This is a genomic window from Stenotrophomonas sp. AN71 (assembly GCF_050435725.1).
Classification (GTDB): domain Bacteria; phylum Pseudomonadota; class Gammaproteobacteria; order Xanthomonadales; family Xanthomonadaceae; genus Stenotrophomonas.
On the sequence record NZ_JBNDKU010000002.1, the window covers coordinates 266,177 to 287,821 of the forward strand.

The 21,645-nt window shown below is 67.4% G+C and carries 20 protein-coding genes and 1 pseudogene; 13 read left to right on the top strand and 8 right to left on the bottom strand.

Annotation, left to right across the window (positions count from 1 at the left end; genetic code table 11):
• Positions 1 to 108: 108 nt before the first annotated feature.
• Genes pdhA through ABH900_RS04980 form a run of 4 tightly spaced genes read left to right on the top strand, consistent with a single transcriptional unit; the run spans position 109 to position 3,991 of the window.
• Positions 109 to 1,191: a pyruvate dehydrogenase (acetyl-transferring) E1 component subunit alpha gene (pdhA, locus tag ABH900_RS04965; protein ID WP_032976633.1), complete on the top strand. Its 1,083-nt coding sequence runs from the start codon at positions 109 to 111 to the stop codon at positions 1,189 to 1,191.
• Positions 1,184 to 2,251 carry an alpha-ketoacid dehydrogenase subunit beta gene (locus ABH900_RS04970; RefSeq protein ID WP_429621797.1) on the top strand — a complete coding sequence of 356 codons (1,068 nt, stop codon included), beginning with the start codon at positions 1,184 to 1,186 and terminating at the stop codon, positions 2,249 to 2,251. The genes pdhA and ABH900_RS04970 overlap by 8 nt, the downstream gene beginning before the upstream one ends.
• A 1-nt stretch (position 2,252) precedes the next feature.
• Positions 2,253 to 2,606: an SH3 domain-containing protein gene (locus ABH900_RS04975; RefSeq protein ID WP_008265756.1), complete on the top strand. Its 354-nt coding sequence runs from the start codon at positions 2,253 to 2,255 to the stop codon at positions 2,604 to 2,606.
• Positions 2,603 to 3,991, top strand: a complete 1,389-nt coding sequence (locus tag ABH900_RS04980; protein ID WP_429621798.1) for a dihydrolipoamide acetyltransferase family protein — start codon at positions 2,603 to 2,605, stop codon at positions 3,989 to 3,991. Before ABH900_RS04975 ends, ABH900_RS04980 begins: the two co-directional genes overlap by 4 nt.
• A 123-nt stretch (positions 3,992 to 4,114) precedes the next feature.
• Here the strand turns inward: ABH900_RS04980 and ABH900_RS04985 are convergent, their stop codons facing one another.
• The 3 genes from ABH900_RS04985 to ABH900_RS04995 all read right to left on the bottom strand — a co-directional run bounded on the left by ABH900_RS04985 (position 4,115) and on the right by ABH900_RS04995 (position 6,007).
• On the bottom strand, positions 4,115 to 4,501 hold the full coding sequence (locus tag ABH900_RS04985; protein WP_429621799.1) for a VOC family protein: 387 nt from the start codon (positions 4,499 to 4,501) through the stop codon (positions 4,115 to 4,117).
• Between the two features lie 163 nt (positions 4,502 to 4,664).
• Positions 4,665 to 5,372, bottom strand: coding sequence for a helix-turn-helix transcriptional regulator (locus ABH900_RS04990; RefSeq protein ID WP_429621800.1), 708 nt, complete (start codon positions 5,370 to 5,372; stop codon positions 4,665 to 4,667).
• The gene (locus ABH900_RS04995) at positions 5,372 to 6,007 is read right to left on the bottom strand and encodes an NAD-dependent dehydratase (protein ID WP_429621801.1); all 636 of its coding nucleotides are present in this window, start codon (positions 6,005 to 6,007) and stop codon (positions 5,372 to 5,374) included. Before ABH900_RS04995 ends, ABH900_RS04990 begins: the two co-directional genes overlap by 1 nt.
• 106 nt (positions 6,008 to 6,113) lie before the next feature.
• On the opposite strand from ABH900_RS04995, the gene ABH900_RS05000 reads away from it, so the two are divergent.
• Entirely contained in the window at positions 6,114 to 7,652 is a 1,539-nt protein-coding gene (locus tag ABH900_RS05000) for a diguanylate cyclase domain-containing protein (RefSeq protein ID WP_429621802.1), read from the top strand.
• 107 nt (positions 7,653 to 7,759) lie between these two features.
• Here ABH900_RS05000 and ABH900_RS05005 read toward each other — a convergent pair whose 3' ends face one another.
• Positions 7,760 to 8,686 carry a DUF808 domain-containing protein gene (locus ABH900_RS05005; protein ID WP_429621803.1) on the bottom strand — a complete coding sequence of 309 codons (927 nt, stop codon included), beginning with the start codon at positions 8,684 to 8,686 and terminating at the stop codon, positions 7,760 to 7,762.
• A gap of 211 nt (positions 8,687 to 8,897) precedes the next feature.
• Between ABH900_RS05005 and ABH900_RS05010 the strand changes: the two are divergent.
• Positions 8,898 to 10,544 (top strand): annotated as a pseudogene (locus ABH900_RS05010) (ABC1 kinase family protein); the annotation flags it as partial.
• A 244-nt stretch (positions 10,545 to 10,788) separates the two neighbouring features.
• Positions 10,789 to 12,894: a phosphoglycerol transferase I gene (locus tag ABH900_RS05015; protein ID WP_429621804.1), complete on the top strand. Its 2,106-nt coding sequence runs from the start codon at positions 10,789 to 10,791 to the stop codon at positions 12,892 to 12,894.
• Positions 12,895 to 13,014: 120 nt separating this feature from the next.
• On the opposite strand, the gene ABH900_RS05020 is transcribed toward ABH900_RS05015, so the two are convergent.
• Together ABH900_RS05020 and ABH900_RS05025 are read right to left on the bottom strand one after the other, a co-directional pair.
• Positions 13,015 to 15,381, bottom strand: a complete 2,367-nt coding sequence (locus ABH900_RS05020; protein ID WP_429621986.1) for a DUF3772 domain-containing protein — start codon at positions 15,379 to 15,381, stop codon at positions 13,015 to 13,017.
• A gap of 141 nt (positions 15,382 to 15,522) precedes the next feature.
• Positions 15,523 to 15,771 carry a hypothetical protein gene (locus ABH900_RS05025; protein WP_429621805.1) on the bottom strand — a complete coding sequence of 83 codons (249 nt, stop codon included), beginning with the start codon at positions 15,769 to 15,771 and terminating at the stop codon, positions 15,523 to 15,525.
• 182 nt (positions 15,772 to 15,953) lie between these two features.
• On the opposite strand from ABH900_RS05025, the gene ABH900_RS05030 reads away from it, so the two are divergent.
• The 3 genes from ABH900_RS05030 (at position 15,954) to ABH900_RS05040 (ending at position 18,276) form a co-directional block, all read left to right on the top strand.
• On the top strand, positions 15,954 to 16,448 hold the full coding sequence (locus tag ABH900_RS05030) for a lipocalin family protein (protein ID WP_429621806.1): 495 nt from the start codon (positions 15,954 to 15,956) through the stop codon (positions 16,446 to 16,448).
• A gap of 13 nt (positions 16,449 to 16,461) precedes the next feature.
• Entirely contained in the window at positions 16,462 to 17,670 is a 1,209-nt protein-coding gene (locus ABH900_RS05035) for an NAD(P)/FAD-dependent oxidoreductase (protein WP_429621807.1), read from the top strand.
• Between the two features lie 126 nt (positions 17,671 to 17,796).
• The gene (locus ABH900_RS05040) at positions 17,797 to 18,276 is read left to right on the top strand and encodes a hypothetical protein (RefSeq protein ID WP_429621808.1); all 480 of its coding nucleotides are present in this window, start codon (positions 17,797 to 17,799) and stop codon (positions 18,274 to 18,276) included.
• 127 nt (positions 18,277 to 18,403) lie between these two features.
• On the opposite strand, the gene ABH900_RS05045 is transcribed toward ABH900_RS05040, so the two are convergent.
• Positions 18,404 to 18,838 carry a PepSY domain-containing protein gene (locus ABH900_RS05045; RefSeq protein WP_429621809.1) on the bottom strand — a complete coding sequence of 145 codons (435 nt, stop codon included), beginning with the start codon at positions 18,836 to 18,838 and terminating at the stop codon, positions 18,404 to 18,406.
• Positions 18,839 to 18,985: 147 nt separating this feature from the next.
• Here ABH900_RS05045 and ABH900_RS05050 point away from each other — a divergent pair, with 147 nt between their 5' ends.
• From ABH900_RS05050 to ABH900_RS05060, 3 genes are read left to right on the top strand one after another with little or no spacing between them, the layout of a single operon-like run.
• On the top strand, positions 18,986 to 19,276 hold the full coding sequence (locus ABH900_RS05050; protein ID WP_429621810.1) for a PepSY domain-containing protein: 291 nt from the start codon (positions 18,986 to 18,988) through the stop codon (positions 19,274 to 19,276).
• Positions 19,276 to 19,935, top strand: a complete 660-nt coding sequence (locus tag ABH900_RS05055; RefSeq protein WP_429621811.1) for a response regulator transcription factor — start codon at positions 19,276 to 19,278, stop codon at positions 19,933 to 19,935. Before ABH900_RS05050 ends, ABH900_RS05055 begins: the two co-directional genes overlap by 1 nt.
• The gene (locus ABH900_RS05060) at positions 19,932 to 21,260 is read left to right on the top strand and encodes an ATP-binding protein (RefSeq protein WP_429621812.1); all 1,329 of its coding nucleotides are present in this window, start codon (positions 19,932 to 19,934) and stop codon (positions 21,258 to 21,260) included. The genes ABH900_RS05055 and ABH900_RS05060 overlap by 4 nt, the downstream gene beginning before the upstream one ends.
• Before the next feature lie 43 nt (positions 21,261 to 21,303).
• Here ABH900_RS05060 and ABH900_RS05065 read toward each other — a convergent pair whose 3' ends face one another.
• Positions 21,304 to 21,624, bottom strand: a complete 321-nt coding sequence (locus ABH900_RS05065) for a DUF6122 family protein (protein WP_049417052.1) — start codon at positions 21,622 to 21,624, stop codon at positions 21,304 to 21,306.
• Positions 21,625 to 21,645: the final 21 nt, after the last annotated feature.

Below are 21,645 nucleotides of genomic sequence, written 5' to 3' on the forward strand. Positions count from 1 at the left end.
TACAACAGGGGAGGAACGTGCTGCGCCGCAGGAAGGGTATTTCGTACGCATTCCTTAACATGGCGATTCATATCATTTGTAACTTCTCTGTCGAAGGTGCAGTACGCAATGACGGTTGCCGCTGAGTTCAAGATCGAATACCTGCAGTATCTGGACACGGACGGCACGCTCGTCCGCGATGACCTGCCCGAAGCCCTGCGCGACCCGCGCGCACTGCTGCCGATGTTCAAGCAGATGCTGTTCGTGCGCGTGTTCGACGGCAAGTCGATCGCGCTGCAGCGCACCGGCAAGCTCGGCACCTATGCGGCCTGCCTTGGCCACGAAGCCGCGCATGTGGGCATCGGCGCCTCGATGCAGAAGGACGACGTGTTCGCACCGTCCTACCGCGAGTACGGCGCGATGTTCATGCGTGGCGTGCGCCCGCACGACGTGCTGATGTACTGGGGCGGCGACGAGCGCGGCAACGACTACGGTGGCAATGCGGCCAAGGACTTCCCCTTCTGCGTGCCGATTTCCACCCAGTGCCTGCACGCTGCAGGCGCCGCGCTGAAGTTCAAGCTCAACAAGGAACCGCAGATCGCGGTGGCCGTGTGCGGCGATGGCGGCAGTTCGAAAACCGACTTCTACGCTGCCCTGAATTCGGCCGGTGCCTACAAGCTGCCGCTGATCCTGTGCATCGTCAACAACGGCTGGGCCATCTCGGTCCCGCGTTCGGCGCAGACCGGTGCCGAGACGCTGGCGCAGAAGGGTCTGGCCGGTGGCCTGCATTGCCTGCAGGTGGACGGCAACGATCTGATCGCCGTGATGGCCGCCATGCTGCAGGCGCGCGAGCGTGCGCTGGCCGGCGACGGTGGCACCGTGCTGGAACTGATGACCTATCGCCTGTCCGACCACACCACCGCCGATGACGCACGCCGCTACCGCGACGACGCCGAAGTGAAGGATGCCTGGCAGCGCGAGCCGATGCTGCGCCTGCGCAAGTACCTGACCAACGCCGGTGTGTGGAGCGAGGAAGAAGAAGCGGCCTGGACCGCCGAGTGCGGCAAGCGCGTGGACGAGGAAGTGAACCTGTACCTCAACACGCCGGTGCAGCCGGTCGAGGCGATGTTCGATTTCCTCTATGCCGACCCGCCGCAGGACCTGCTGGCGCAGCGTGCCCAGGCGATCGCCCTGGAGCAGCGCCATGGATGAGATCAAGAACGGCGCGTCCAGCGCGCACACCAACGCCGCCGACAGCGCTGCCGTCGCGCGCGGAGAACAGAACATGACCGACACCCCGATCACCCTCATCGAAGCCATCACCCAGGCCTTGGCCTGGGAGCTGGAGCACGACAAGTCGGTGCTGGTGCTGGGCGAAGACGTGGGCGTCAACGGCGGCGTGTTCCGCGCCACCGCAGGCCTGCAGCAGCGCTTCGGCGCCGACCGCATCCTGGACACCCCGCTGGATGAAACCACCATCGCCGGCCTCACCATCGGCCTGGCCGCGCAGGGCATGAAGCCGGTGGCCGAAGCCCAGTTCGACGGCTTCATGTACCCGATGGTGGACCACATCATCTGCCACGCCGCGCGCCTGCGTTACCGCACCCGTGGCCGCCTGCACTGCCCGATGGTGCTGCGCGTGCCGTGGGGCGGTGGCATCCGTGCGCCGGAACACCACAGCGAAGCCAACGAAGCGATCTTCACCAACGTGCCGGGCCTGCGCGTGGTGCTGCCGTCCTCGCCGCAGCGTGCCTATGGCCTGCTGCTGGCCGCCATCCGTGAACCGGATCCGGTGATCTACATGGAGCCCAAGCGCATCTACCGCCAGTACAAGGAAGTCGTCGTCAATGACGGCGAAGCCTTGCCGCTGGACGTGTGCTTCGTGCTGCGCGACGGCACCGACGTGACCCTGGTGACCTGGGGCGCACAGGTGAAGGAAGCACTGGAAGCGGCCGACAAGCTGGCCGGCGAAGGCATCAGTGCCGAAGTCATCGACGTGGCCACGCTGCGTCCGCTGGATTTCGCCACCATCGCCGAATCGGTGGCCAAGACCGGCCGCTGCGTGATCGTGCAGGAGGCTCCGAAGACTGCCGGCTTCGGCGCCGAGATCGCCGCGCGCCTGGCCGAGGAATCGATCTACGACCTGCTGGCACCGGTCGAGCGCGTCACCGGCTACGACACCCACATTCCGCTGTTCCGCCTGGAAATGAAGTACCTGCCCAGCGTGGACCGGATCGTGACCGCGGCCAAGCGCGCGGTGGCGGCGGGCTGACATGCGGGCCCGCCTTCTCGGGGCTTACCGCAGCCAATATCCCAACCCGCTCCGGTTCCACACCGGCCAGATCGTCGAAGTAGGTGTTCGTGACGAGGAATGGCCGGCGTTTGCCTGGGTACGCACCAACGATGGGCGCGCTGGATGGGCGCCCGTCGCCTGGTTGCAGCTGCTGGACGAGGGTCGCGCCGAAGCCCTGTGCGACTACGACGCCCGCGAGCTGGATGTGGAAAGCGGCGAGATGGTGAAGCTTCATCACGAACACGGTGGGTGGTGGTGGTCCGAGCGCGCCAATGGCGCGACGGGTTGGCTGCCGGCCCGCGAACTGGAACTGCTGGAAGAGAACTGCAAATGAGCCAGACCAAGAACTTCAACCTGCCCGACCTGGGTGAAGGCCTGCCGGACGCGACCATCGTCGAGTGGTTCGTCAAGGAAGGCGATGTGATCAAGCTGGACGAGCCGCTGGTCTCGATGGAGACCGCCAAGGCCGTCGTGGAAGTGCCCTCGCCGTTCTCCGGCACGGTGCTGAAGCTGTCCGGCGCGGCCGGCGACATCATCCCGACCGGCTCGGTGCTGGCCAGCTTTGCGCTGGACCCGAACCTGCCGCAGCGTGCCGATGGCCAGGACACCGGCCACAGCCACGGCCACGCCGCACCGGCGGCAGCACCGACGCCGCCGCCGCTGCCCACCGCGGCCGCTCCGGTTGCCGCCGAAGAAGCCAAGCCGGCAGCTGCCGAGCGAGATGACGCCGGTACCGTGGTCGGCGCGATGCAGAGCTCCAACGCCGTGCACGCCGAACAGGCGCTGGCCGTCGGTGGCGTCAAGGCCGTACCGGCCGTGCGTGCCACCGCCCGCAAGCTGGGCGTGGACCTGAGCCGCGTGCGTGCCACCGGCACCGATGGCGCAGTGACCATGGCGGACGTCAAGCAGGCCGCCGCGAACGGCACCGCCAAGCTCGGCGCGGCGCCTGCCCCGGCTGCCGCTGCCGCCTATGCCGCACCCGCCCCCGCACAGGTCTCCGCGCCGGTGCAGAGCGAAGCCCGCACCCCGCTGTCCGCCGCCGGCAAGCCGATGCGCACCCAGCCGCCGGGCGTGGTCGCCAAGGGCCAGCCGGAACCGCTGAAGGGCGTGCGCCGCAACATGGCACGGGTGATGGCCGATGCGCACAGCAAGGTCGTGCCGACCACGCTGAACGACGACGCCGACATCCATGCCTGGCTGCCGGGTAACGACGTCACCGCGCGCCTGGTGCGTTCGATCGTGGTCGCCGCACAGAAGGTGCCGGCGATGAATGCCTGGTTCGACGGCGAAGCGCTGACCCGTACCCTGCATGCGCAGGTCGACATCGGCATCGCGGTGGACACCGACGACGGCCTGTTCGTGCCGGCCCTGCGCAATGCCGACATGCTCGATGCACGTGGCATCCGCGAGGGCGTCAACCGCCTGCGCGAGCAGGTTGAATCGCGTTCGATCGCCGCCTCGGAACTGAGCGGCTACACCATCTCGCTGTCCAACTTCGGCATGTTCGCCGGCCGCTACGCGACTCCGGTCGTGGTGCCGCCGTGTGTGGCCATCGTCGGTGCCGGCCGTGCCCGCCACCAGATGACCCCGGTAATGGGCGGCGTGGAAGCGCACAAGGTGATCCCGCTGTCGGTCACCTTCGACCACCGCGCCGCCACTGGCGGCGAAGCCGCACGCTTCCTGCGCGCGATGATGGACGACCTGGCGTTGGCCAGCTGATCCAGCTGATTGGGTGGGTGCCAACCGTTGGTTGGCACATGAACTGGAAAAGCGCCGGGCATTGCCCGGCGTTTTTTTGTGCCCGCATCCACGCCTGGCGTGGATCTACACAATGCGCGCTGATCAATCGCGCGCAACCATGCCTTCGGCGCGGCTGTAGACACGCAGGCGGTGGCCATCAGGATCAGCACCGACAAAGGTGTGGCCGAATTCCAGCGTCACCGGCGCCTGCAGGATCTGTACGCCCAGCGCGCGCCACGCATCGTGCATCTGCTGCACGGTGTCAGGGCCGGCGACGACCATCGCAAGTTCGGCGGCGCCGGCCTGCGCGGACACCGGCGGTTGCACGTCGTCGCGCTGCCACAGACCCAGTGCGGCGCCATCGCCGAGCAGGAACAGCGCGAAGCCGGGTGACTGCTCGACCGGCGGTTTGCCGAGGATGCCGCTGTAGAAGGTGGCGCTGGCGGCGACGTCGCGCACGTACTGCAGCAGGGTACTGGGCTTGAACATGGGTGGGCTCCGTTGTTGTGAGCACCCATGGTGGTACGGCCCTGCTGACAGTTTCTGTCAGTAGCGTCGAGATCGCTCGACGGCTGTTGCTTTGGCTTGGGTAGAGGTCGAGCTTGCTCGACGGTTGTCCGCGAAAATCAAAGGCAGTCGAGCAAGCTCGACGCTACGAACGGTCCAGCCAGTCCGGTGCGATGCCCTGCGCCTTCTGCCAGCGCCGCAGCAGGGTGGCGCGCGGCACAAGGTAGTGATCCTGCAGTGCGCGTACCTGGCGGATACGGTCCAGGCGGAAATGGCGGAAGTCCTCGCGGCCTTCGCACCACGCCGCCAGCATCGGCACTTCATCGAAGTAGGCCAGCGCGAACGGCCAGACAATGCGTTCCGTGCGTTGGCCCTGCGCGTCCTGGTAGCCGAACTGCAGCCGTTGCTGCGCCCCCACAGCCTCACGCACCGCCTGCAGGCGCGCCGCCGGCACCCTGGCCGCCACGCGCGAAGGACCAACCCGCAGTCCACTGTCGCGCAATGACGCGCGGCGTGCAGCCGGTAGCACGTGCGCGATACGCGCCAAAGCATCACGCGCGGCCTCGGCCAACGCCGGTTCGGTGCGGGCCGCGACCCAGCGCAGGCCCAGCACCAACGCGTCGATCTCGGCCGGTGGCAGGGTCATCGGCGGCAGGGTATCGCTCGGCGCCAGCTGGTAGCCGACACCGGCCTCACCGCGCAGGTCAGCGCCCTGCTCGCGCAGGGTCTCGATATCGCGGTACAGCGTGCGCAGGCTGATGCCCAGAGCTTCGGCCAGCGCCTGCCCGGCCACCGGCCGTCGATGACGGCGCAGCAGCTGCAGCAGCTGGGTCAGGCGCAGCGCACGCGACATCAGCCGACCAGCGCGCTGGACGCCACTACATGCTGGCCCGGTTGCGGCGCCAATGCGGCCTCGACCAGCGCCTTGGCAATCTCGCCCGCAGGATTGATCCGCCACGCCCGCGGCAGCACCGGACCCAGTACGCCCAGCACTGTCAGCGCAAGACGCTCGCCACGGCGGACCTCGGTACGCTTTCCTCCGATCAGGCCCGGGCGCACCAGCGTCAGCGAATCGAAACCCAGCGCAACCAGGTCACGCTCCAGCTCGCCCTTCACCCGGCTGTAGAAAATCGACGACTGCGGGTTGGCGCCCGCCGCGGAGTTCAGCACATAGGTCTGCGCACCCTGCGCCTGCGCCAGGCGGGCGAACGCCAGCGGGTAGTCATGATCGATGCGATGGAAGGCCTCGCGGCTGCCAGCCTGGGCAATGGTGCTGCCGAGCGCGCAGATGACCGCGTCCACGCGCGCCCACTCGGCTGCGGCCGGCAGTGCATCAAAGGCCAGCACCGGGTTCTCCAGTTTCCCGTGGGTCAACGCCAGCGGGCGGCGGGTCGGGGCAACCACGGCACTGCAGCGCGGGTCGTCCAGCAGTCTGGGCAGAACCTGCCCGCCGACCAGCCCAGTCGCCCCCAGCAACATCACGCGCATCACCACCTCCACTGCGGCATCCTGTCGCCCATCCTAGCCGTTCAAGCCGTCGGCGGCCGCGCCGATATGCTGGAACCAGTCCCTGCCAGCTTCCAGGATTTGCTCCATGACGGACCAGCCCGACCACCGCCCTGCCCCCGGTACTGCCCTTGGGCCGCAGGCACGTGTGCGTGCGGTGGTCGGCGATGGCCTGGGCGATCGCGTGGTCCTGCAAGGCGGCGGCGGGGTGGCCCTGCAGCAGCTGTTCGCCGCGGCCGACGCACCGGAGCCGCTGCTGGCTGCATTCGCCAACGGCATGGCGACCCTGCCCGGCGAGCTGGGCGACATGGGCGACCGCCTGCAATCGGCGCAGGCCAGTGCCGACTGGCCGCGCTACGGGCGCGCGATGCGGCAGTTGATCGACAAGTACATCCGCACCATCGAGCAGCACTCGCCCGACGGCCAACCGGAGAGCCTGCGCCTGTCCGAGCAGCTGCGACTGCTGCTGGGCGGCGCGGTGGTCGCGCTGCTGCAGCACGATCCAGACCTGCGTGAGCAGGCGCAGGCGCTGGCTATGAACCTGCGCCAGTGGCAGCCGGGCACCGCATTGGAACCGATCGAACAAGGCGTGCGCGAACTCGGCCACCAGGTCGGCGTGCGCGCCGAGAGCTGGCAGGAACAGCAGGCGCTGCTGCTGGAGTTGTTCGCATTGCTGCTGGAGAACGTGAGCGAGCTGCTGGACGACCGCAGCTGGCTGCAGGGCCAGATCGCTGCGGTGCGCCATCTGCTGGATGGGCCGCTGGAAGCCGAAGCGGTCGAGCGTACCCGCGCCGAACTGCGTGAGGTGATCTACAAGCAGGGCCTGCTGCGCCAGGGCATCGACGATTCGAAGGCCGCGATGCGCGGGTTGATGGGCGAATTCATCGAGCGCATGGATGGCATGGCCACCAGCACCGGCGAGTACCACGACCGCATCGGTAGCTACGCCCTGCAGCTGCGCGAGGCGCGCAGCATCGCCGACCTCAATCAGCTGCTGCAGGACGTGATGCGCGACACCGGCAAGGTGCAACAGCAGGCCGCGCAGGCGCGCGACCATCTGGCCAACGCGCGCCAGGAGGTGGAGCGGGCCGAACAGCGCATTTCCGAACTGGAGCAGGAGCTGCGTGCCGCCGGTGACCTGGCCCGCATCGACCCGCTGACCCAGGCCCTGAACCGCCGTGGCCTGGATGAACTGCTTCAGCGCGAGCTGGCGCGTGCGGCGCGCAACCATTCACCGTTGGCCCTGGCGGTCATCGACCTGGATGATTTCCACCAGACCAATGATGCGCATGGCCATGCCGGCGGCGACGCGTTGTTGCAGCACCTGGTGGCCGTCTGCAAGCTGCTGCTGCGCGCCACCGATGGCATCGCGCGGCTGGGCGGTGACGAATTCGTGCTGGTGCTGCCGGAAACCCAGGCCGCCGACAGCATGGCCACTGTGCAGCGCCTGCAGCGATCACTGGCGCACCGCGTGCTGACCGTGCAGGACAGACGCGTGCCGGTCCACTTCAGTGCCGGGTTGGCGCAATGGCAGCCTGGCGATGACACCGAGGCCCTGCTGCGGCGGGCGGACGATGCACTGTATGCGGCCAAGCGGCAGGGCAAGAACCGGGTGCAGGCGGGGTAGTTCCCCCGTACACCGGAAACAGCTTCAGTAGGTGCCAACCTTGGTTGGCACGCGCAGGAAACAAAGCGCCGACCAAGGTCGGCCTCTACGGGGCAACCCGCCAGCGCTTACTTCCCGCGCAACTTCTGGAACCCGGTCACCGCTGCCAGCACGATGGCACCGGCGATGATGCCCACCACCATGTTGGCGGCGGCGCTGATCAGCCAGCCCCATGACCCCTCGCCGCCCAGCGCCTGCACCCCGTGGTGCAGCGCCGGTATGTTGTGGACCAGGATGCCGCCGCCGACCAGGAACATGGCAATGGTGCCGGCCACCGACAGGAACTTCATCAGCCACGGCGCAGACGCGACCAGGCCGCGACCGAAGGCTGCAATGGCGCCGCCCTTGCGCGACAGGTACAGGCCGACGTCGTCGAGCTTGACGATGCCCGCCACCAGCCCATAGACGAAGACCGTCATCGCCAGCGCCACCACCGCCAGGGTGATCACCTGGTTGGTGAACGACGCCGTCGCCACCACGCCCAGGGTCAGCACGATGATCTCGGCCGAGAGGATGAAGTCGGTGCGGATGGCGCCCTTCACCTTGTCCTTCTCCCACGCCACCATGTCCACCTGTGCATCGGCCAGCGCCTTGCGGCGTTCGGCCTGGCGCTCGGCATCATTGTCGGATGAATGCAGGAACCGGTGTGCAAGCTTCTCCACGCCCTCAAAGCACAGGAAGGCACCACCGATCATCATCAGCGGCACGATCAGCGGCACGTTCCAGCCGCGGCTGTGCAGCCACGCCTCCAGCGCGCTGATCGCCAGTGCCGCCGGTACCAGGATCACCTTGTTCACCAGCGAGCCCTTGGCCACTGCCCACACCACCGGTAGTTCGCGGCTGGCGTTGACCCCGGTCACCTGCTGCGCGTTCAGCGCCAGGTCGTCACCCAGCACACCTGCCGTCTTCTTCGCTGCGACCTTGGTCAGCACCGAAACGTCATCGAGCAGGGAGGCGATATCGTCGAGCAGGGCGAACAGGCTGGCACCGGCCATGGGGCGTCCAAGAGAGGGAATGGGCGGATTCTGACCGATCCGCCGGTCTCTGCGGTAGCCGTGGGGTTCACTGTGCGCCTACCGTGCCCCGGCCAGACTGGGGCGGTGATCCCGTTCCGCCGGCCATGGCCCGGCGCTACCGGCCAATGCCTGCAAGGAGTGTCGCTTGAGCAATCCGCCTACCGCCGCTGGCAATCCTCCGCTGGTCAAAGGCATGAACCGGCGCAGCCAGATCCTGCGCCTGCTGATGCGCTACCGCCACTCGGGCGTGTTCTCCGGCATGAACCTGGATGCCGCCAGAAACCAGGTCGAGGTGCCCGCCGACGGCAACCCGGAACAGTTCGTCAGCGACCTGGAGGCACTCGGGCCAACCTTCGTCAAGCTGGGCCAGATGCTGTCCACGCGCCCGGACATGGTGCCGGTGGAATTCGCCACAGCGCTTGAGCGCATGCAGGAAAAGGTCGCCGAGATCCCGGTCGAGCGCATCCATGCCATCGTCGAGCAGGAACTGGGCGCACCGGTGAACAAGCTGTTTGCCGCGTTCGATCCCGAGCCGCTGGGATGCGCATCGCTCGCGCAGGTGCATCGCGCGGTGCTGCACGATGGTCGCCAGGTGGCGGTGAAGGTACAGAAGCCCGAGGTGGCTGCGCAGGTGCGCTCGGACCTTGAAGCCCTGCGCAGCTTCGCGCTGGCTGCCGACCACCTGACCCAGGTCGGCCGCCGCGTGCGCCTGCGCGACTGGCTCAACGAATTCGCCAAAACCCTGATGCAGGAGCTGGATTACCACGCCGAAGCCGAGAATCTGTCCCGCTTCGGCCGCCACCTCAAGCCGTTCCGTCGGCTGTGGGTACCGCAGCCGATCTGGGATTACAGCAGCCAGCGCGTGCTGACCATGGAACTGGCCACCGGCGTGCGCGTGGATGCGATTCCCGGCGTGCGCCGTACCGAACAATCGATGGACCCGCTGGCGGCCGCGCTGATCCGCGGCTATCTCGATCAGATCTTCGTGCACGGCGAGATCCATGCCGATCCGCATCCCGGCAACCTGCGGGTGATGCCCGATGGCCGCCTGGCGATCTTCGACCTGGGGATGGTCGCGCACATGCCGCCGCGCCTGCGCGAGCGCCTGCTGAAGATCCTGTTCGCGGCCGTCGATGGCCGCGGCGAGGAAGTAGCCGATGACCTGATCAGCATCAGCACGCGGCTGGAAGCGTTCGACGAAGAACGCTACCTGCGCGAGACCGGCCAGCTGATCGCGCGCTATGCCGCCAGTGGCAGCTTCTCCGAGGGGCGCGTGGTGCTGGACATGGTACGCATCGCCACCGCCTGTGGCCTGCGCACACCGCCGGAGCTGAGCCTGGTCGGCAAGGCCCTGCTCAACCTGGAAACGGTTTGCCGGCTGCTGGCGCCGGAGCTGGAAACGCGCCGCATCGTCGAACGCCAGCTGCAGCACGTGATGCGTGCACGGCTGAAGAAATCACTGTCGGCGGCCAACATCGCCAGCGAAGCGATGGAGCTGCAGCAGCTGCTGCGCGACGGGCCGCGCAAGCTGTCGGACATCATGGCGCTGCTGGCCGAGAACCGCCTGCAGATGAAGGTGACCGGGCTGGAGGAATCACGCTTGATGGAAAACCTGCAGAAGATCGCCAACCGTGTGGCGGCCGGCATCATCAGCGCGGCATTGATCATGGCCGCCGCAATGATGATGAAGATCGATACCGGCTGGCACCTGTTCGGCTATCCACTCATCGCACTGGTACTGCTGTTGATCGGCGTGGTGCTGGGGCTGGGCATCGTCACCAGCGCATTGCTGTTCGACCGTCGCGCACGCGCACGCGAAGAACGCGGGCACCGCTGATGCATCCACCGAAAGCCGCGCATTCATGCGGTTTTTAATGCAATCCAACGAAGCCTTTCACGCTCGTTTTACCTTCTGAGCGCAACTACGCGCGCGTCATTTCAACAAACATTTCAGTCAGGTTCGCGCATGCACTATCGGGTCATCGGCCTGTCACGTGAATGTGCTTGCGGCAGCGTCGGTCGGATGGACACGCGTCGGTACGACGTCCGTCACCACCACCCCGTCGCTGCCGAAGCTGCCTATGCTCTGGATACTGTTGTTGTCGTTGTTGCTGCTGTGCTGGCTGTTCCTCGCCTCCGATAGATGGGTGTGGTGGAAGGCGGGTTCGTTCTCGCTGCTGCTGCTCATGCTCAGCGCATGGTGGTTGATCGACAAACTGTCCGGTGATGGGCTCAACGCGGCCACCCTGTACCACCTGCGCGCAGACATGGAAGGCGCCGGTGTCTCCGACTTCAAGGGCTATATCGCCGGTTTCATCGTGCTGGTGCTGGTCTCGCTGCTGCCGCTGTTCGCCACGCGGGTGAAGCGCTGGCGCCGGCCCGGCCACGGCAGTGCCTGGTTCGCCGGCTTCGCTGCGGTGTGGGTGGCCACGATCATGATCAGCCCGCTGGCCCACGATGGGCAGCGTCTGTACCAGCAGCTGCGTCCGGTCGACTTCGCCCGCATCGCCCCCGAATACCAGGTGCCGACGCAGCCACTGCAGCGCCCGCGCAACATCGTGTGGATCTACGGCGAAAGCCTGGAGCGCACGTATCTGGATGAAGCGGTGTTTCCGGGCCTGATGCCCAACCTCAACCGCTTGGCCGCGAAGTCGCTGGACGTGCGTGGGCTGGCCTCGGCCGAAGGCAGCGGCTGGACCATCGCCGGCCTGGTGTCATCGATGTGCGGCGTGCCACTGACCACCTCGCAGGGCGATGAGAACAGCATGGACCGCATGGGCAGCTTCCTGCCCAAGGCGGTGTGCCTGGGCGACTACCTGAAACAGCAGGGCTATACCAATCACTACCTGGGCGGCGCCAACGGCCAGTTCGCCGGCAAGGGCCAGTTCCTGGCCAGCCACGGCTTCGATGAAGTGCATGACCTGGCCTGGTTCAAGCAGCAGAAGAAGATCGGCCGCATCCACTACTCGGCCTGGGGCGTGCACGACGATGTGCTGCTGGATACCGCTTACCAGCGCTTCGAACAGCTCTCGCGCGCCGGTGCGCCATTCATGCTGACCACGCTGACCATGGATACCCATCACCCGGCCGGTCACCTGCCGGTGTCGTGCAAAGGCGAGCGCTACCAGAGCCCGTACGGCAACATCGGCCTGCTCAACGCACTCAAGTGCAGCGACCGCCTGATCTCGCAGCTGGTGCAGCGCATCCAGGCCAGCCCGTACGGCAAGGACACCCTGATCGTGATCGCCTCCGACCACCTGGCGATGCCCAACGACCTCAGCCACGTGCTGGCCAAGCAGCAGCGCGAGAACCTGCTGCTGTTCCTCGGTGATGGCGTGGCACCACGCCAGCTGGCGGCGGAGAACGGCTCGACGCTGGATTCGGGTGCCACCCTGCTCAGCCTGCTCGACCCGAACCTGCAGACCATGGGCTTCGGCCGTTCGCTGCTGGACGAGAAGCGCGCGCCAAGCGCCAGCGTGGCCGCGCGCCGGGAAGGCGGGCGTGACTATCCCCAGTACCTGGCCTTCGCCCGTTCGCTGTGGTTGGGCGAACCGACCCGCGAGCTGAAGATCGATGGCGACGACCAGGTGGTGGTCGGCCTGCAGCACGTACAGCCGCCGGTGCTGCTGGAGTACGACAAGGACTGGGGCCTGAAGTCGGTGTACCTGGAAAACACCTCGCGCCAGTTCGATGATGCCGACCCGGACAACACCCTGGCCTACGTCGATCGCTGCACCGCGTTCGAGGATGGCTCGGCCGATGGTGACTGGTGTGCCCTGCTCGTCAACCGCGACAACGGCATCAAGCTGTACCGCGATGACGACCTGCGTGGCGGCATCGCCGTGGATGCACCGCTGGACGCGTTCCAGGGCCCGCGCCCGAGCGTGCGCCAAGCGCACATGATCACCCAGAAGGGACGCCGCACCCGCGCCGGGCAGTACATGTTACAGCTGGTGGCGAGCACACGGCCGGATCGCGGCTTCTGGATCGAGGCGGTGTCTTCGCAGCGCAAGGTGGTGCTGGCCCAGCAATGGGTGCAACCCGATGCCAACGGCAAGATCAACGTGTCCTTCGGGCTGGACCACGAAGTGGATGATCTGGAGATCCGTGCGTGGCTTAACCATGCCGAGAAGCTGGCCGTGGATACGTTCGCGCTGGTGCCCTCGCGCAGTAGACCGCGAGGGTAGATCCACGCCATGCGTGGATACCCTCGCCGCACGGGGTCAGATCCGTTCTCCTTCGGAAAACGGATCTGCCCCTGGATTGATGCCGATATCTGACAGGCTTCATCCACGCATGGCGTGGATCTACTGCGGATCTCGGGTGATGTGGATGTCGGTCGGGGTCGACAGCGGAATGTCACGCTCGGCCAGGATCTGCAGCAGGCTGAAATACAGATCGCTGCGGGTCGCGTAGACCTGCCGCGGGCTGGCCACGTAGGCGAAGCTGTTGATGGTGATCTGGCCGCCGGCAATGCTGTCGATGTAGACCGTCGGTGCCGGCTGCTTCAGCACGTTGGTGTGCGCGGTGTACGCATCCAGCAGCGCCTGGCGCAGGTTGCCGACGTCGGTGCTGGGCGGCACCGCGAACTGGATCTGGATGCGGCCCTGGTTGTTGCCCATTGTCATGTTGCGCACGGTCTTGGTGACCAGTTCGGAATTGGGCACGATCAATGTCGACTTGTCGCCCACCTGGATTTCGGTGGAGCGCAGGCTGATCCGGCGGATGTCACCTTCCTGATCACCCAGTTTCACCCAGTCGCCGATCTTCACCGGCCGCTCGGCCAGCAGGATCAGGCCAGAAACGAAGTTCTGGGTGATCACCTGCAGGCCGAAACCGATACCCACTGACAGCGCGCTGACCAGCAATGCCAGCTTGCTCAGCGGCAGGCCCATGGCCGACAACGCCCAGATCACCGCGATGATGATGCCCAGGTAACGGGCAACAGTGCTCACTGAATTGCGCGCGCCCAGGTCCAGCTCGGTCTTGGGCAGGTAAGTGTCGGTCAGCCAGCGCTGCACCAGCTGGGTCACGGCCAGGCCCGCCAGCAGCACCAGCACCGCCAGCGCGATCCGCACCGGCTCCAGCTTGGTCCCCCCAATCGGAATACCCCCGGCGAACAACGAAGTGAAGCGCTCCACCACCGCGCCGATGTTGCCGAACGGTGCCACCAGGGCCAGCAGCGCGATCAGCACGACGATGGTACGCAGCGCGGCCGACAGCAGCACACCGGCCTGCTCCAGCCGCGACACGCTCAGGCCGGTGCTGAGCAGGATGGTCTGGCCGATCTTGCTGTCGGCGTTGAGCATCCAGGTGCTCAGGTCATCGACGAACTTGTACAGCAGGGTCGCCGCCAGCACCACGATGCTGCCGCCGATCAGTTGCTGGTTCACGAACTTGGCGAAATTCAGGTAGCCCAGCAACGTGGCAATGATGGCTGCCACCACGGCGATGTTGCCTGCTACCCGGGCCAGTACCAGCCAGCTGCTGCGGCGCACTGGCGTACTCACGCCAAGGCCATCGGCCTGTGCTTCCAGCTTGGCCTCGGCCTCGGCGGTCTGCCGCCGGTGCAGGCGCGCCAGGGTCACCAGCATGGCCATGATCAGGCCGAGGTAGGTCAGGGCAATCAGGCCGTCCAACGCCACCGTGGTGACATCGCTGGTACGCGTGGCCTGGTCGAGGGCCACCAGCACGGTGCTCAACCAGGCCAGCGCCGCCGCGCCCCAGGCGTACTTGCGGAGCTTCAGCGCGGCGGTGTCGTCCAGGTTCAACAGCCGCCATGACGGGCGCTTGGGCACCAGCAGGCAGGCACTGAGTGCCGCAATGAAGGCCGCACGGAACGTAGCGGACTCCAACCCATCGGCCACCACCTGCAGCCGCGGCGCGATCGCGTCGATTGCATCCAGTGCCACCATCAGCACCACCACGGCGTAGCCGGGCAGCAGCGTGCCAACCAGCAGCAGCCACATGGCCAGCCCGGATCGGCGCAGGCGACCGTCCGGCGCACGTTCGGACGCAGCGAAGCGCCGCCCCAGCGCGCGCAGCCACAGTCGCAGTGGGAACATCATCACCAGCGCCGCGATCAGGCCCAGCACCGGCGTGCCCCAGCCATGGGCGCGGATGCCGGCGACGAGCGCGTCACGCCCCTGTTCCGCCAACGGCGCAACACGCGCGAAGTCGATCGGCAGGCGCTCGGCGACCTTGCTCCACAGCGCCGGCGACAGCGGTGAGGCGACCTTCTGACCCAGTTCCTCGGTACGTTGCGCGGTGCGCTGCTGGTCGATGTCGGTCGCCAGCTGCTGGGCGCGCACGGCACTGGTCTTGGCCTGTGCCACCTGTGCGGCCAGACTGTCGTGCTGCTTGCTGATGGTGCGCCGTTGCGCGGCCAGTTCGGGGGGCTCGGTGGCACCTTCGGCAGGCGTGCCCAACTGCGCCAGTTGCTCGCTGATCCGGTCCAGCTGCGGCTGCAGGGCCTTCTCCAGCGCTTCGGCAGCGCGCCGTGCCTGGTTGGCGTCATCGGACAGCATGGCCAGCGTCTCGATGGCCTCGGCGTCGCCGCGCTTGCGCTCGATGTCCTTCAGGCTGGAATCGATCTGCGCCAGCTGCTGCTTCGGTGTGGGGTCCTCATCCTGGGCCAGCACCGGCGCGGACAGCAGGAAAGCGGTGCACAGCATCAGGGCCAGCCACGGCCCCCGTGCACGGATCGATCGCAGGAAAGAAGACACGCCAGCCACACCGTTTCGCGCGGACCACCGCGCCTGCGCGCGACTATACGGCAGAGCCGGTAAAGGGCGGATGGGGGACGCGCAGCGGTATCAGTACTTCAGGCGCAGCTCTTCCACCGTCGGTTGCTGCAGCGCGTACCAGTCCTGGAACTCCTCCTCGGAGATCTCATCCGGTGCATACACCGCCACCGGGTGCCAGTCGTGGTCGGTCGGCAACGGCTGCCGTGGGCCGGCGCGCAGGCTGTAGCTGACGCCCTCGTAATCGACCAGGTCATCGACCTGCGGCCATTGCTCGCGTGCGAACGCGGATTCACTCTTCAACAGGATCACCTGGTACATCGGCACCTCCACCTCGGTTGGATCAGGAAAACACGGCGCTGGCGGCAGGATACCGCCGCGTCGATGACAACGGGCACTGCGCTGGGGCGACGCAACGTTCTGGACACGGCCATCGCCTCGGCTTCACCCCCCCATGGCAAGGCCATCGGCATCGTGGAGGCCCATCCCTGCCACGACCGCCGATGACCGATCTCCCGCCACTGAAGACCGTCCCCGACCTGCGCCTGCCCCGTTACCTGGGCACCTGGTACGAGATCGCACGCCTGCCGATGCGCCACGAGCCGGAAGGCTGTACCGATGTGTCGGCGCACTACACCCTGCTCGACAACGGCAACGTCGGCGTCACCAACCGCTGCCGCATGGACGGCGAGGTCGAGGAGGCCAGCGGCGAGGCTTGCGCCGTCGACAACGACAGCGCGCGCCTGGAGGTCAGCTTCCTGCCCAAGGGCCTGCGCTGGCTGCCGTTCGCCAAGGGCGACTACTGGGTGATCCAGGTCGCCCCGGACTACAGTGTGTCGCTGGTCGGCAGCCCCGACCGCAAGTACCTGTGGCTGCTGGCGCGCGAGCCACACCTGGACGCGACCGTGCAGGACCATTATCTGGCGGCGGCGCGCCTGCAGGGCTTCGATCTGTCCGAACTGATCCAGACCCCGCACACCGGCCACCCCACCGCCTGAGCCACGCGCCGCCATGGACCTGAAAAGTGGCTACCCGTGGTGGGCGGTACGCAACGGCCTGATCCACGCCTTCCCACCGCTGCAGCAGGATCTGCGCTGCGACGTGCTGGTGGTGGGTGGTGGCATCACCGGTGCGCTGATCGCCGACGAGCTGTCCCAGCATGGGCACGAGGTTGCGGTGATCGAGCAGCGCGACATCGGCTGGGGCAGCACCGCCGCTAGCACCGCGCTGCTGCAGTACGAGATCGACACGCACCTGCTGGAACTGGCTAAGCGCTACGGTCATGACGCCGCCGCGCTGGCCTACCTCGCCTGTGCCGAGGCGATACCGGCCCTGGGCGACGTGGCGCGCAGCCTGAAGGACGTCGATTTCCAGCGCATGGACAGCCTGTACCTGGCCAGCCGCGCACGCGACGTGCCGCGCCTGATGGCCGAAGGCGATGCCCGCCGTGGCATTGGCCTGGACGCCCGCTGGCTGGACGCCGATGCGCTGCGGGAGCGTTTCGACGTGGATGCCGGCGGCGCCCTGCTCACGCGGCAGGCCGCACGGGTCGATCCCTATCGGCTGACCTATGCCTTGCTGCAACGCCTGCGGCGACGTGGCGGCCACGTGCATGACCGCACGCTGCTGCACACGCTTGCGCCCGGCGCGCGCGGCGTGACCGCCCTTACCGAGGCCGGCGCCACGATCCGCGCCCGCCAGGTGGTGCTGGCCATGGGCTATGCCAACCAGCGCTGGCTCGATCAGCGCGTCGCCCGCAACCGCAGCAGCTATGCCTTCATCACCGATCCCATTGATGCCGAGGTGCTGGGCCAGCTGCGCAACACGATGGTGTGGGAAAGCGCGCGCCCCTACCTGTATCTGCGCGCCACCGGCGACCAGCGTCTGCTGGTGGGCGGGCTGGACGACGCCATCGACATCCCCGCCCGCCGCGACCGGCGCGTGGACCGAAAGGCCGACAAACTGATGAAGCAGCTGCGGCACTGGTTCCCGCGGCTGGACCCGGTAGCGGCCTTCTCCTGGGGCGGCACCTTCGCCGAAACCGCTGATGGCCTGCCGTTCTTCGGGCCGCACCAACAGTGGGGCCCGCGCGTGCACTTCGCCATGGCCTACGGCGGCAACGGCATCACCTACTCGATGATCGGGGCGCAGCTGCTGCGGGCCGGCATCGAGCGGCGTAAGCACCCGCTGGCGGGGTTGTTCGGGTTCGGGCGGCTGTAACCTGCCGCCCGGCAGCGCCCGGCCCTACCGCAACCGGGCGCCGACAGGCATCATTCAAGCAAGCCCTGCTAGCGTCGGCCTGTACCGCCGCGTGTTGCGCGGCCACCTGTCCGCTGGAGCGCCGTCATGATCCGCCCCCTGACCCTGCTGCTGTGCCTGGCCCTGCCGGGAACCGTACTGGCCCAGTCCGCTGCCGGCGCCACCGCGCCGCAGGCGTCCGGCCTGGACCTGACGCTGCCGCAGGCGCCGATGCGCTACCTCAACGAGCCGGCCCTGCAGCAGGACCCGCCTGGCACCTATTACGGTGACAAGAGCGGCCCGCGCGTGCACAACGACGCGAAGATCGCCGACGTGACGGATGACAAGGTCAAGGTGTCCGGCAGCTTCACCACCGGCATCGGTTATTCCAAGGGTGGCGGCAACAGCCACTACAACGCCGCCACGCTGAACCTGAGCAAGAACTACACCACCGATGAAGGCAAGACCCACGGGGTCAACCTCAACATCCACGTGAGCGAAGGCAAGGGCCCGGGCTTCTTCGGCCCGTATGGCGGTTACTACGGCCGCGGGCCGGGCTGGGATTACCCACCGCCGTACGGCTGGTAATGCCGCGGCCGGCCTGGGCCGACCAGGGTCGGCCGCTACCGGTGCATGTGGCTGGTGGGTGTCGACCTTGGTCGACACGCTTCTTCCCGGGTGTGTCGACCAAGGTCGACACCTACCGGCGCAGGAATCAATCCAGCCAGCCATCGCGCTCGCTGTGCAGGATGCGGCCGTCGTAGCCGCTCAGGCGCACTTCCACCTTCTGGTTGCGGGCATTGCGCGCTTCCAGCGACCACGTCGCGCCATCACGTTCCAGCGAATGGATTTCGCGCAGGCCATGCGCCTGTGCACGCGCCAACACCTGCTCCGTGTTCAGCAGCGCGCGGCCGTTGTGCTCGTCGAAGATCTCGCCGGTCTTCGGGTCGACGTAGACTTCGCTGAAACGGCCATCGGCGCGGCTCACATCCGCTTCCCACAGGCTGTCATCGCGCTCGATCTCGTGGATCTGGGTGTATCCGGCCTTGCGCAGGGTCTGTTCGACCTGGGCCATGCCCAGCGGTGCGGCCTGCGCGGCCGGTACGATGGCCAGCAGGGCAACGGTGGCGAGGGTGAAGGACTTCAACATGGGGGGCTCCTGTTCGAGGCCGGACCATTCCGGCACCGCCACGATGCATGGCCCGGTTAACAACGCCTTAGCCGTGGCTGTTAGCCGGCTGTTAGTCGGCCCCGGCACACTCACGTCTGTTCCCCTCCTTCCGCGCCCCCTCCCCGCATGCTCACCACCCTGCCCCTGCTGCTGGCCCTGGCCAGCGCCCCGACCGCCGCCGTGCCCGCACAGGACCCGGCGCAGCAGGTGGCACGCCGCGCCGTGCAACAGGGCCGCTACGTGCCGCTGGAAAGCGTGGTGCGCGATGCGCTCAAGCGCTACCCGGGCCAGCTGCTGGAAGTAGAGCTGGATGACGGCGTCTACGAAGTGGAAATCCTGCGCGGCGACGGTGTGGTGGTGGAGCTGGACTATGATGCGCGCAGCGGAAAGCTGCTGAAGACGGAGCTGGACGACTGATGCGCATCCTGTTGGCCGAGGACGATGCCGCGCTGGCTCAGCGCCTGGCGCCCCTGCTGGAGCAGGCCGGCTACGTGGTGGCGGTGGTCGCAGACGGTCGCCAGGCCGAGGAGATCGGCCAGACGGAGGACCTGCAGGCCGCCATCGTCGACCTCGGCCTGCCCGGGCTGGATGGACTGAGCGTGATCGAGCGCTGGCGCGGCAACGGCCGTGATTTCCCGGTGCTGGTGCTGACTGCACGCGGGCGCTGGCACGACAAGCTGGCCGGCTTCGATGCCGGCGCCGATGACTACCTCACCAAACCCTTCCAGGCCGATGAACTGGTACTGCGCCTGCGCGCGCTGATCCGCCGCAGCCGTGGCCATGCCAGTCCGCGCCTGCACTGCGGCCCGCTGCAGCTGGACGTCAATGCCGGCCGGTTCGAACTGGACGGGCACGCACTGCCGCTCAGCCCGCAGGAGTTCCGCCTGCTCAGCTACTTCATCCACCACAGCGGACAGGTGATCGGCCGCGACCGGCTGGGCGAGCAGGTATTCGACGGCGGCCACGACCCGGACTCCAACGCGCTGGATGTGCTGCTGGGGCGGGTGCGCCGCAAGCTCGGGGTTGAATTGATCCAGACCGTGCGTGGCCAGGGCTGGCGGCTGGCGGCGCCGTGAAGCGACAACCCTCGCTGCGGCGGCGCCTGCTGCTGGCCGGTGGCGTGGGCCTGCTGCTGGTCTCGGTGCTGGCCAGCGCGCTGCTGGGCGAGCTGTTCAAGCGCAGCGCGCGCGACCGCCTCGACCACGAACTGCAGCAGGACATGCTGACCCTGATCGCGCAGATGGAAGTCGCTCCCGACGGCCAGCTGCAGTTGCGCCAGGAACCGAACGACGCGCGCTTCCGGCGGGTGTTCTCCGGCGCCTACTGGCAGATTGCCGCCGCCGACGGCCGCGTGCTGATGCAGTCGCGCTCGTTGTGGGATGAAACCCTGCAGGCGGTAGCCAGCGGCGCGGCCACGCGCAACCTGGCCGGACCGTTGCAGCAATCGCTGCGTGCACGCGTGCAGCAGGTGCGCCTGCCGCGCGCTAGCGAGCCGTTCGTCGCCGTGGTCGCCACCGACCGCAGCGCGCTGGACGCGGATGTTGCCGCGTTCCGCAAACGCACCGCCATTGCGCTGGGCGTGCTGGTCGCGGCGTGGCTGGCGGTGCTGGCCAGCCAGGTGCACTTCGGCCTGCGCCCGCTGCATCGCCTCGGCGCACAACTGGAACGGGTGCGACGCGGCGACGCGCAGCGTATCGACACGCAGGAACTCGGCGCGGAAGTCGCACCATTGGGTGAGGAACTCAATGCGCTGCTGGACCACCAGCAGCGCATGGTCGCACGCGCGCGCACCAGCGCGCAGGATCTGGCGCATGCGCTGAAAACTCCCCTGAGCGTGCTGGCCACCGAGGCCGATGGTATCGGCAGCGCGTGGCGTGCCACCGTGCGCGAGCAGGGCGCTCGCATGCAGGCCAGTGTCGATCGTTACCTTGCTGCCGGGCTGGCCGCCGATCATCGCCAACGCAGCGATGTGGCGGCCATCGCGCAGGCAATGTGCCGGTTGATGGCGCGCGTGCATGGCGAGCGCGGCATCGCGTTCACGGCGACGAACATTGATCCGGCGCTGCAGTTCGCTGGGGCCGCTGCGGATCTGGAAGAGATGCTGGGCAACCTGCTGGACAACGCCGGCAAATGGGCGCGGCAACAGGTCCGCATCGACGCAGAGATCGATGAGGGCCAGCTGCGCATCGAGGTACGCGATGACGGCCCCGGCCTGGCCGAGGAAGCACTGGCGCGGGTAGTGCAGCGTGGTGTGCGGCTGGATCAGCGCGAGGGCAGCAGCGGCCTGGGCCTGGCCATCGTTGGCGACATCACGGCCAGTTATGGCGGGCGGCTGGAACTGGAGAATGCGCGGCCGGGACTGCGCGCAACGGTGTGGCTACCGGGCGCGGCCCAGCGCTAGGTGTCGACCTTGGTCGACACGCATCAGAAGCGCCGACCAAGCATCAGCGGTGATGCATCCACCAGCAGTCAATGGCATCCAGCACGATGTGGATGATCAGCCCGATGCCCACCAGCCGCGTTTTCTTCGGCACGCACAGGCCGGCGTAGACCGCGATGGCCGGCGCGGTGTGCAGTGGATGGAAGCCGATGCTGCAGCGGTTCGGCGCGTAGATCGGGTCGGCCAGCAAGTGGTCCAGATCGATGATCCAGCCCAGCAACATCAACAACCACGCCGAGGCGAAACGCTTGCGCCAGAACAGCCATGCCAGCAACGCTGGCACGGCGGCATGCAGGAACAGATGGAAGATCGCGCGTGCGCTCATGGTGACCGGTAGCGCCGGGCC

What these genes read in the sequence shown, in the direction of transcription:
- pdhA (WP_032976633.1), top strand. Translation starts at nt 109, where the DNA reads ATGACGGTTGCCGCTGAGTTCAAGATCGAATACCTGCAGTATCTGGAC.
- ABH900_RS04970 (WP_429621797.1), top strand. Translation starts at nt 1,184, where the DNA reads ATGGATGAGATCAAGAACGGCGCGTCCAGCGCGCACACCAACGCCGCC.
- ABH900_RS04975 (WP_008265756.1), top strand. Translation starts at nt 2,253, where the DNA reads ATGCGGGCCCGCCTTCTCGGGGCTTACCGCAGCCAATATCCCAACCCG.
- ABH900_RS04980 (WP_429621798.1), top strand. Translation starts at nt 2,603, where the DNA reads ATGAGCCAGACCAAGAACTTCAACCTGCCCGACCTGGGTGAAGGCCTG.
- ABH900_RS04985 (WP_429621799.1), bottom strand. Translation starts at nt 4,501, where the DNA reads ATGTTCAAGCCCAGTACCCTGCTGCAGTACGTGCGCGACGTCGCCGCC.
- ABH900_RS04990 (WP_429621800.1), bottom strand. Translation starts at nt 5,372, where the DNA reads ATGTCGCGTGCGCTGCGCCTGACCCAGCTGCTGCAGCTGCTGCGCCGT.
- ABH900_RS04995 (WP_429621801.1), bottom strand. Translation starts at nt 6,007, where the DNA reads ATGCGCGTGATGTTGCTGGGGGCGACTGGGCTGGTCGGCGGGCAGGTT.
- ABH900_RS05000 (WP_429621802.1), top strand. Translation starts at nt 6,114, where the DNA reads ATGACGGACCAGCCCGACCACCGCCCTGCCCCCGGTACTGCCCTTGGG.
- ABH900_RS05005 (WP_429621803.1), bottom strand. Translation starts at nt 8,686, where the DNA reads ATGGCCGGTGCCAGCCTGTTCGCCCTGCTCGACGATATCGCCTCCCTG.
- ABH900_RS05015 (WP_429621804.1), top strand. Translation starts at nt 10,789, where the DNA reads ATGCTCTGGATACTGTTGTTGTCGTTGTTGCTGCTGTGCTGGCTGTTC.
- ABH900_RS05020 (WP_429621986.1), bottom strand. Translation starts at nt 15,381, where the DNA reads ATGCTGTGCACCGCTTTCCTGCTGTCCGCGCCGGTGCTGGCCCAGGAT.
- ABH900_RS05025 (WP_429621805.1), bottom strand. Translation starts at nt 15,771, where the DNA reads ATGTACCAGGTGATCCTGTTGAAGAGTGAATCCGCGTTCGCACGCGAG.
- ABH900_RS05030 (WP_429621806.1), top strand. Translation starts at nt 15,954, where the DNA reads ATGACCGATCTCCCGCCACTGAAGACCGTCCCCGACCTGCGCCTGCCC.
- ABH900_RS05035 (WP_429621807.1), top strand. Translation starts at nt 16,462, where the DNA reads ATGGACCTGAAAAGTGGCTACCCGTGGTGGGCGGTACGCAACGGCCTG.
- ABH900_RS05040 (WP_429621808.1), top strand. Translation starts at nt 17,797, where the DNA reads ATGATCCGCCCCCTGACCCTGCTGCTGTGCCTGGCCCTGCCGGGAACC.
- ABH900_RS05045 (WP_429621809.1), bottom strand. Translation starts at nt 18,838, where the DNA reads ATGTTGAAGTCCTTCACCCTCGCCACCGTTGCCCTGCTGGCCATCGTA.
- ABH900_RS05050 (WP_429621810.1), top strand. Translation starts at nt 18,986, where the DNA reads ATGCTCACCACCCTGCCCCTGCTGCTGGCCCTGGCCAGCGCCCCGACC.
- ABH900_RS05055 (WP_429621811.1), top strand. Translation starts at nt 19,276, where the DNA reads ATGCGCATCCTGTTGGCCGAGGACGATGCCGCGCTGGCTCAGCGCCTG.
- ABH900_RS05065 (WP_049417052.1), bottom strand. Translation starts at nt 21,624, where the DNA reads ATGAGCGCACGCGCGATCTTCCATCTGTTCCTGCATGCCGCCGTGCCA.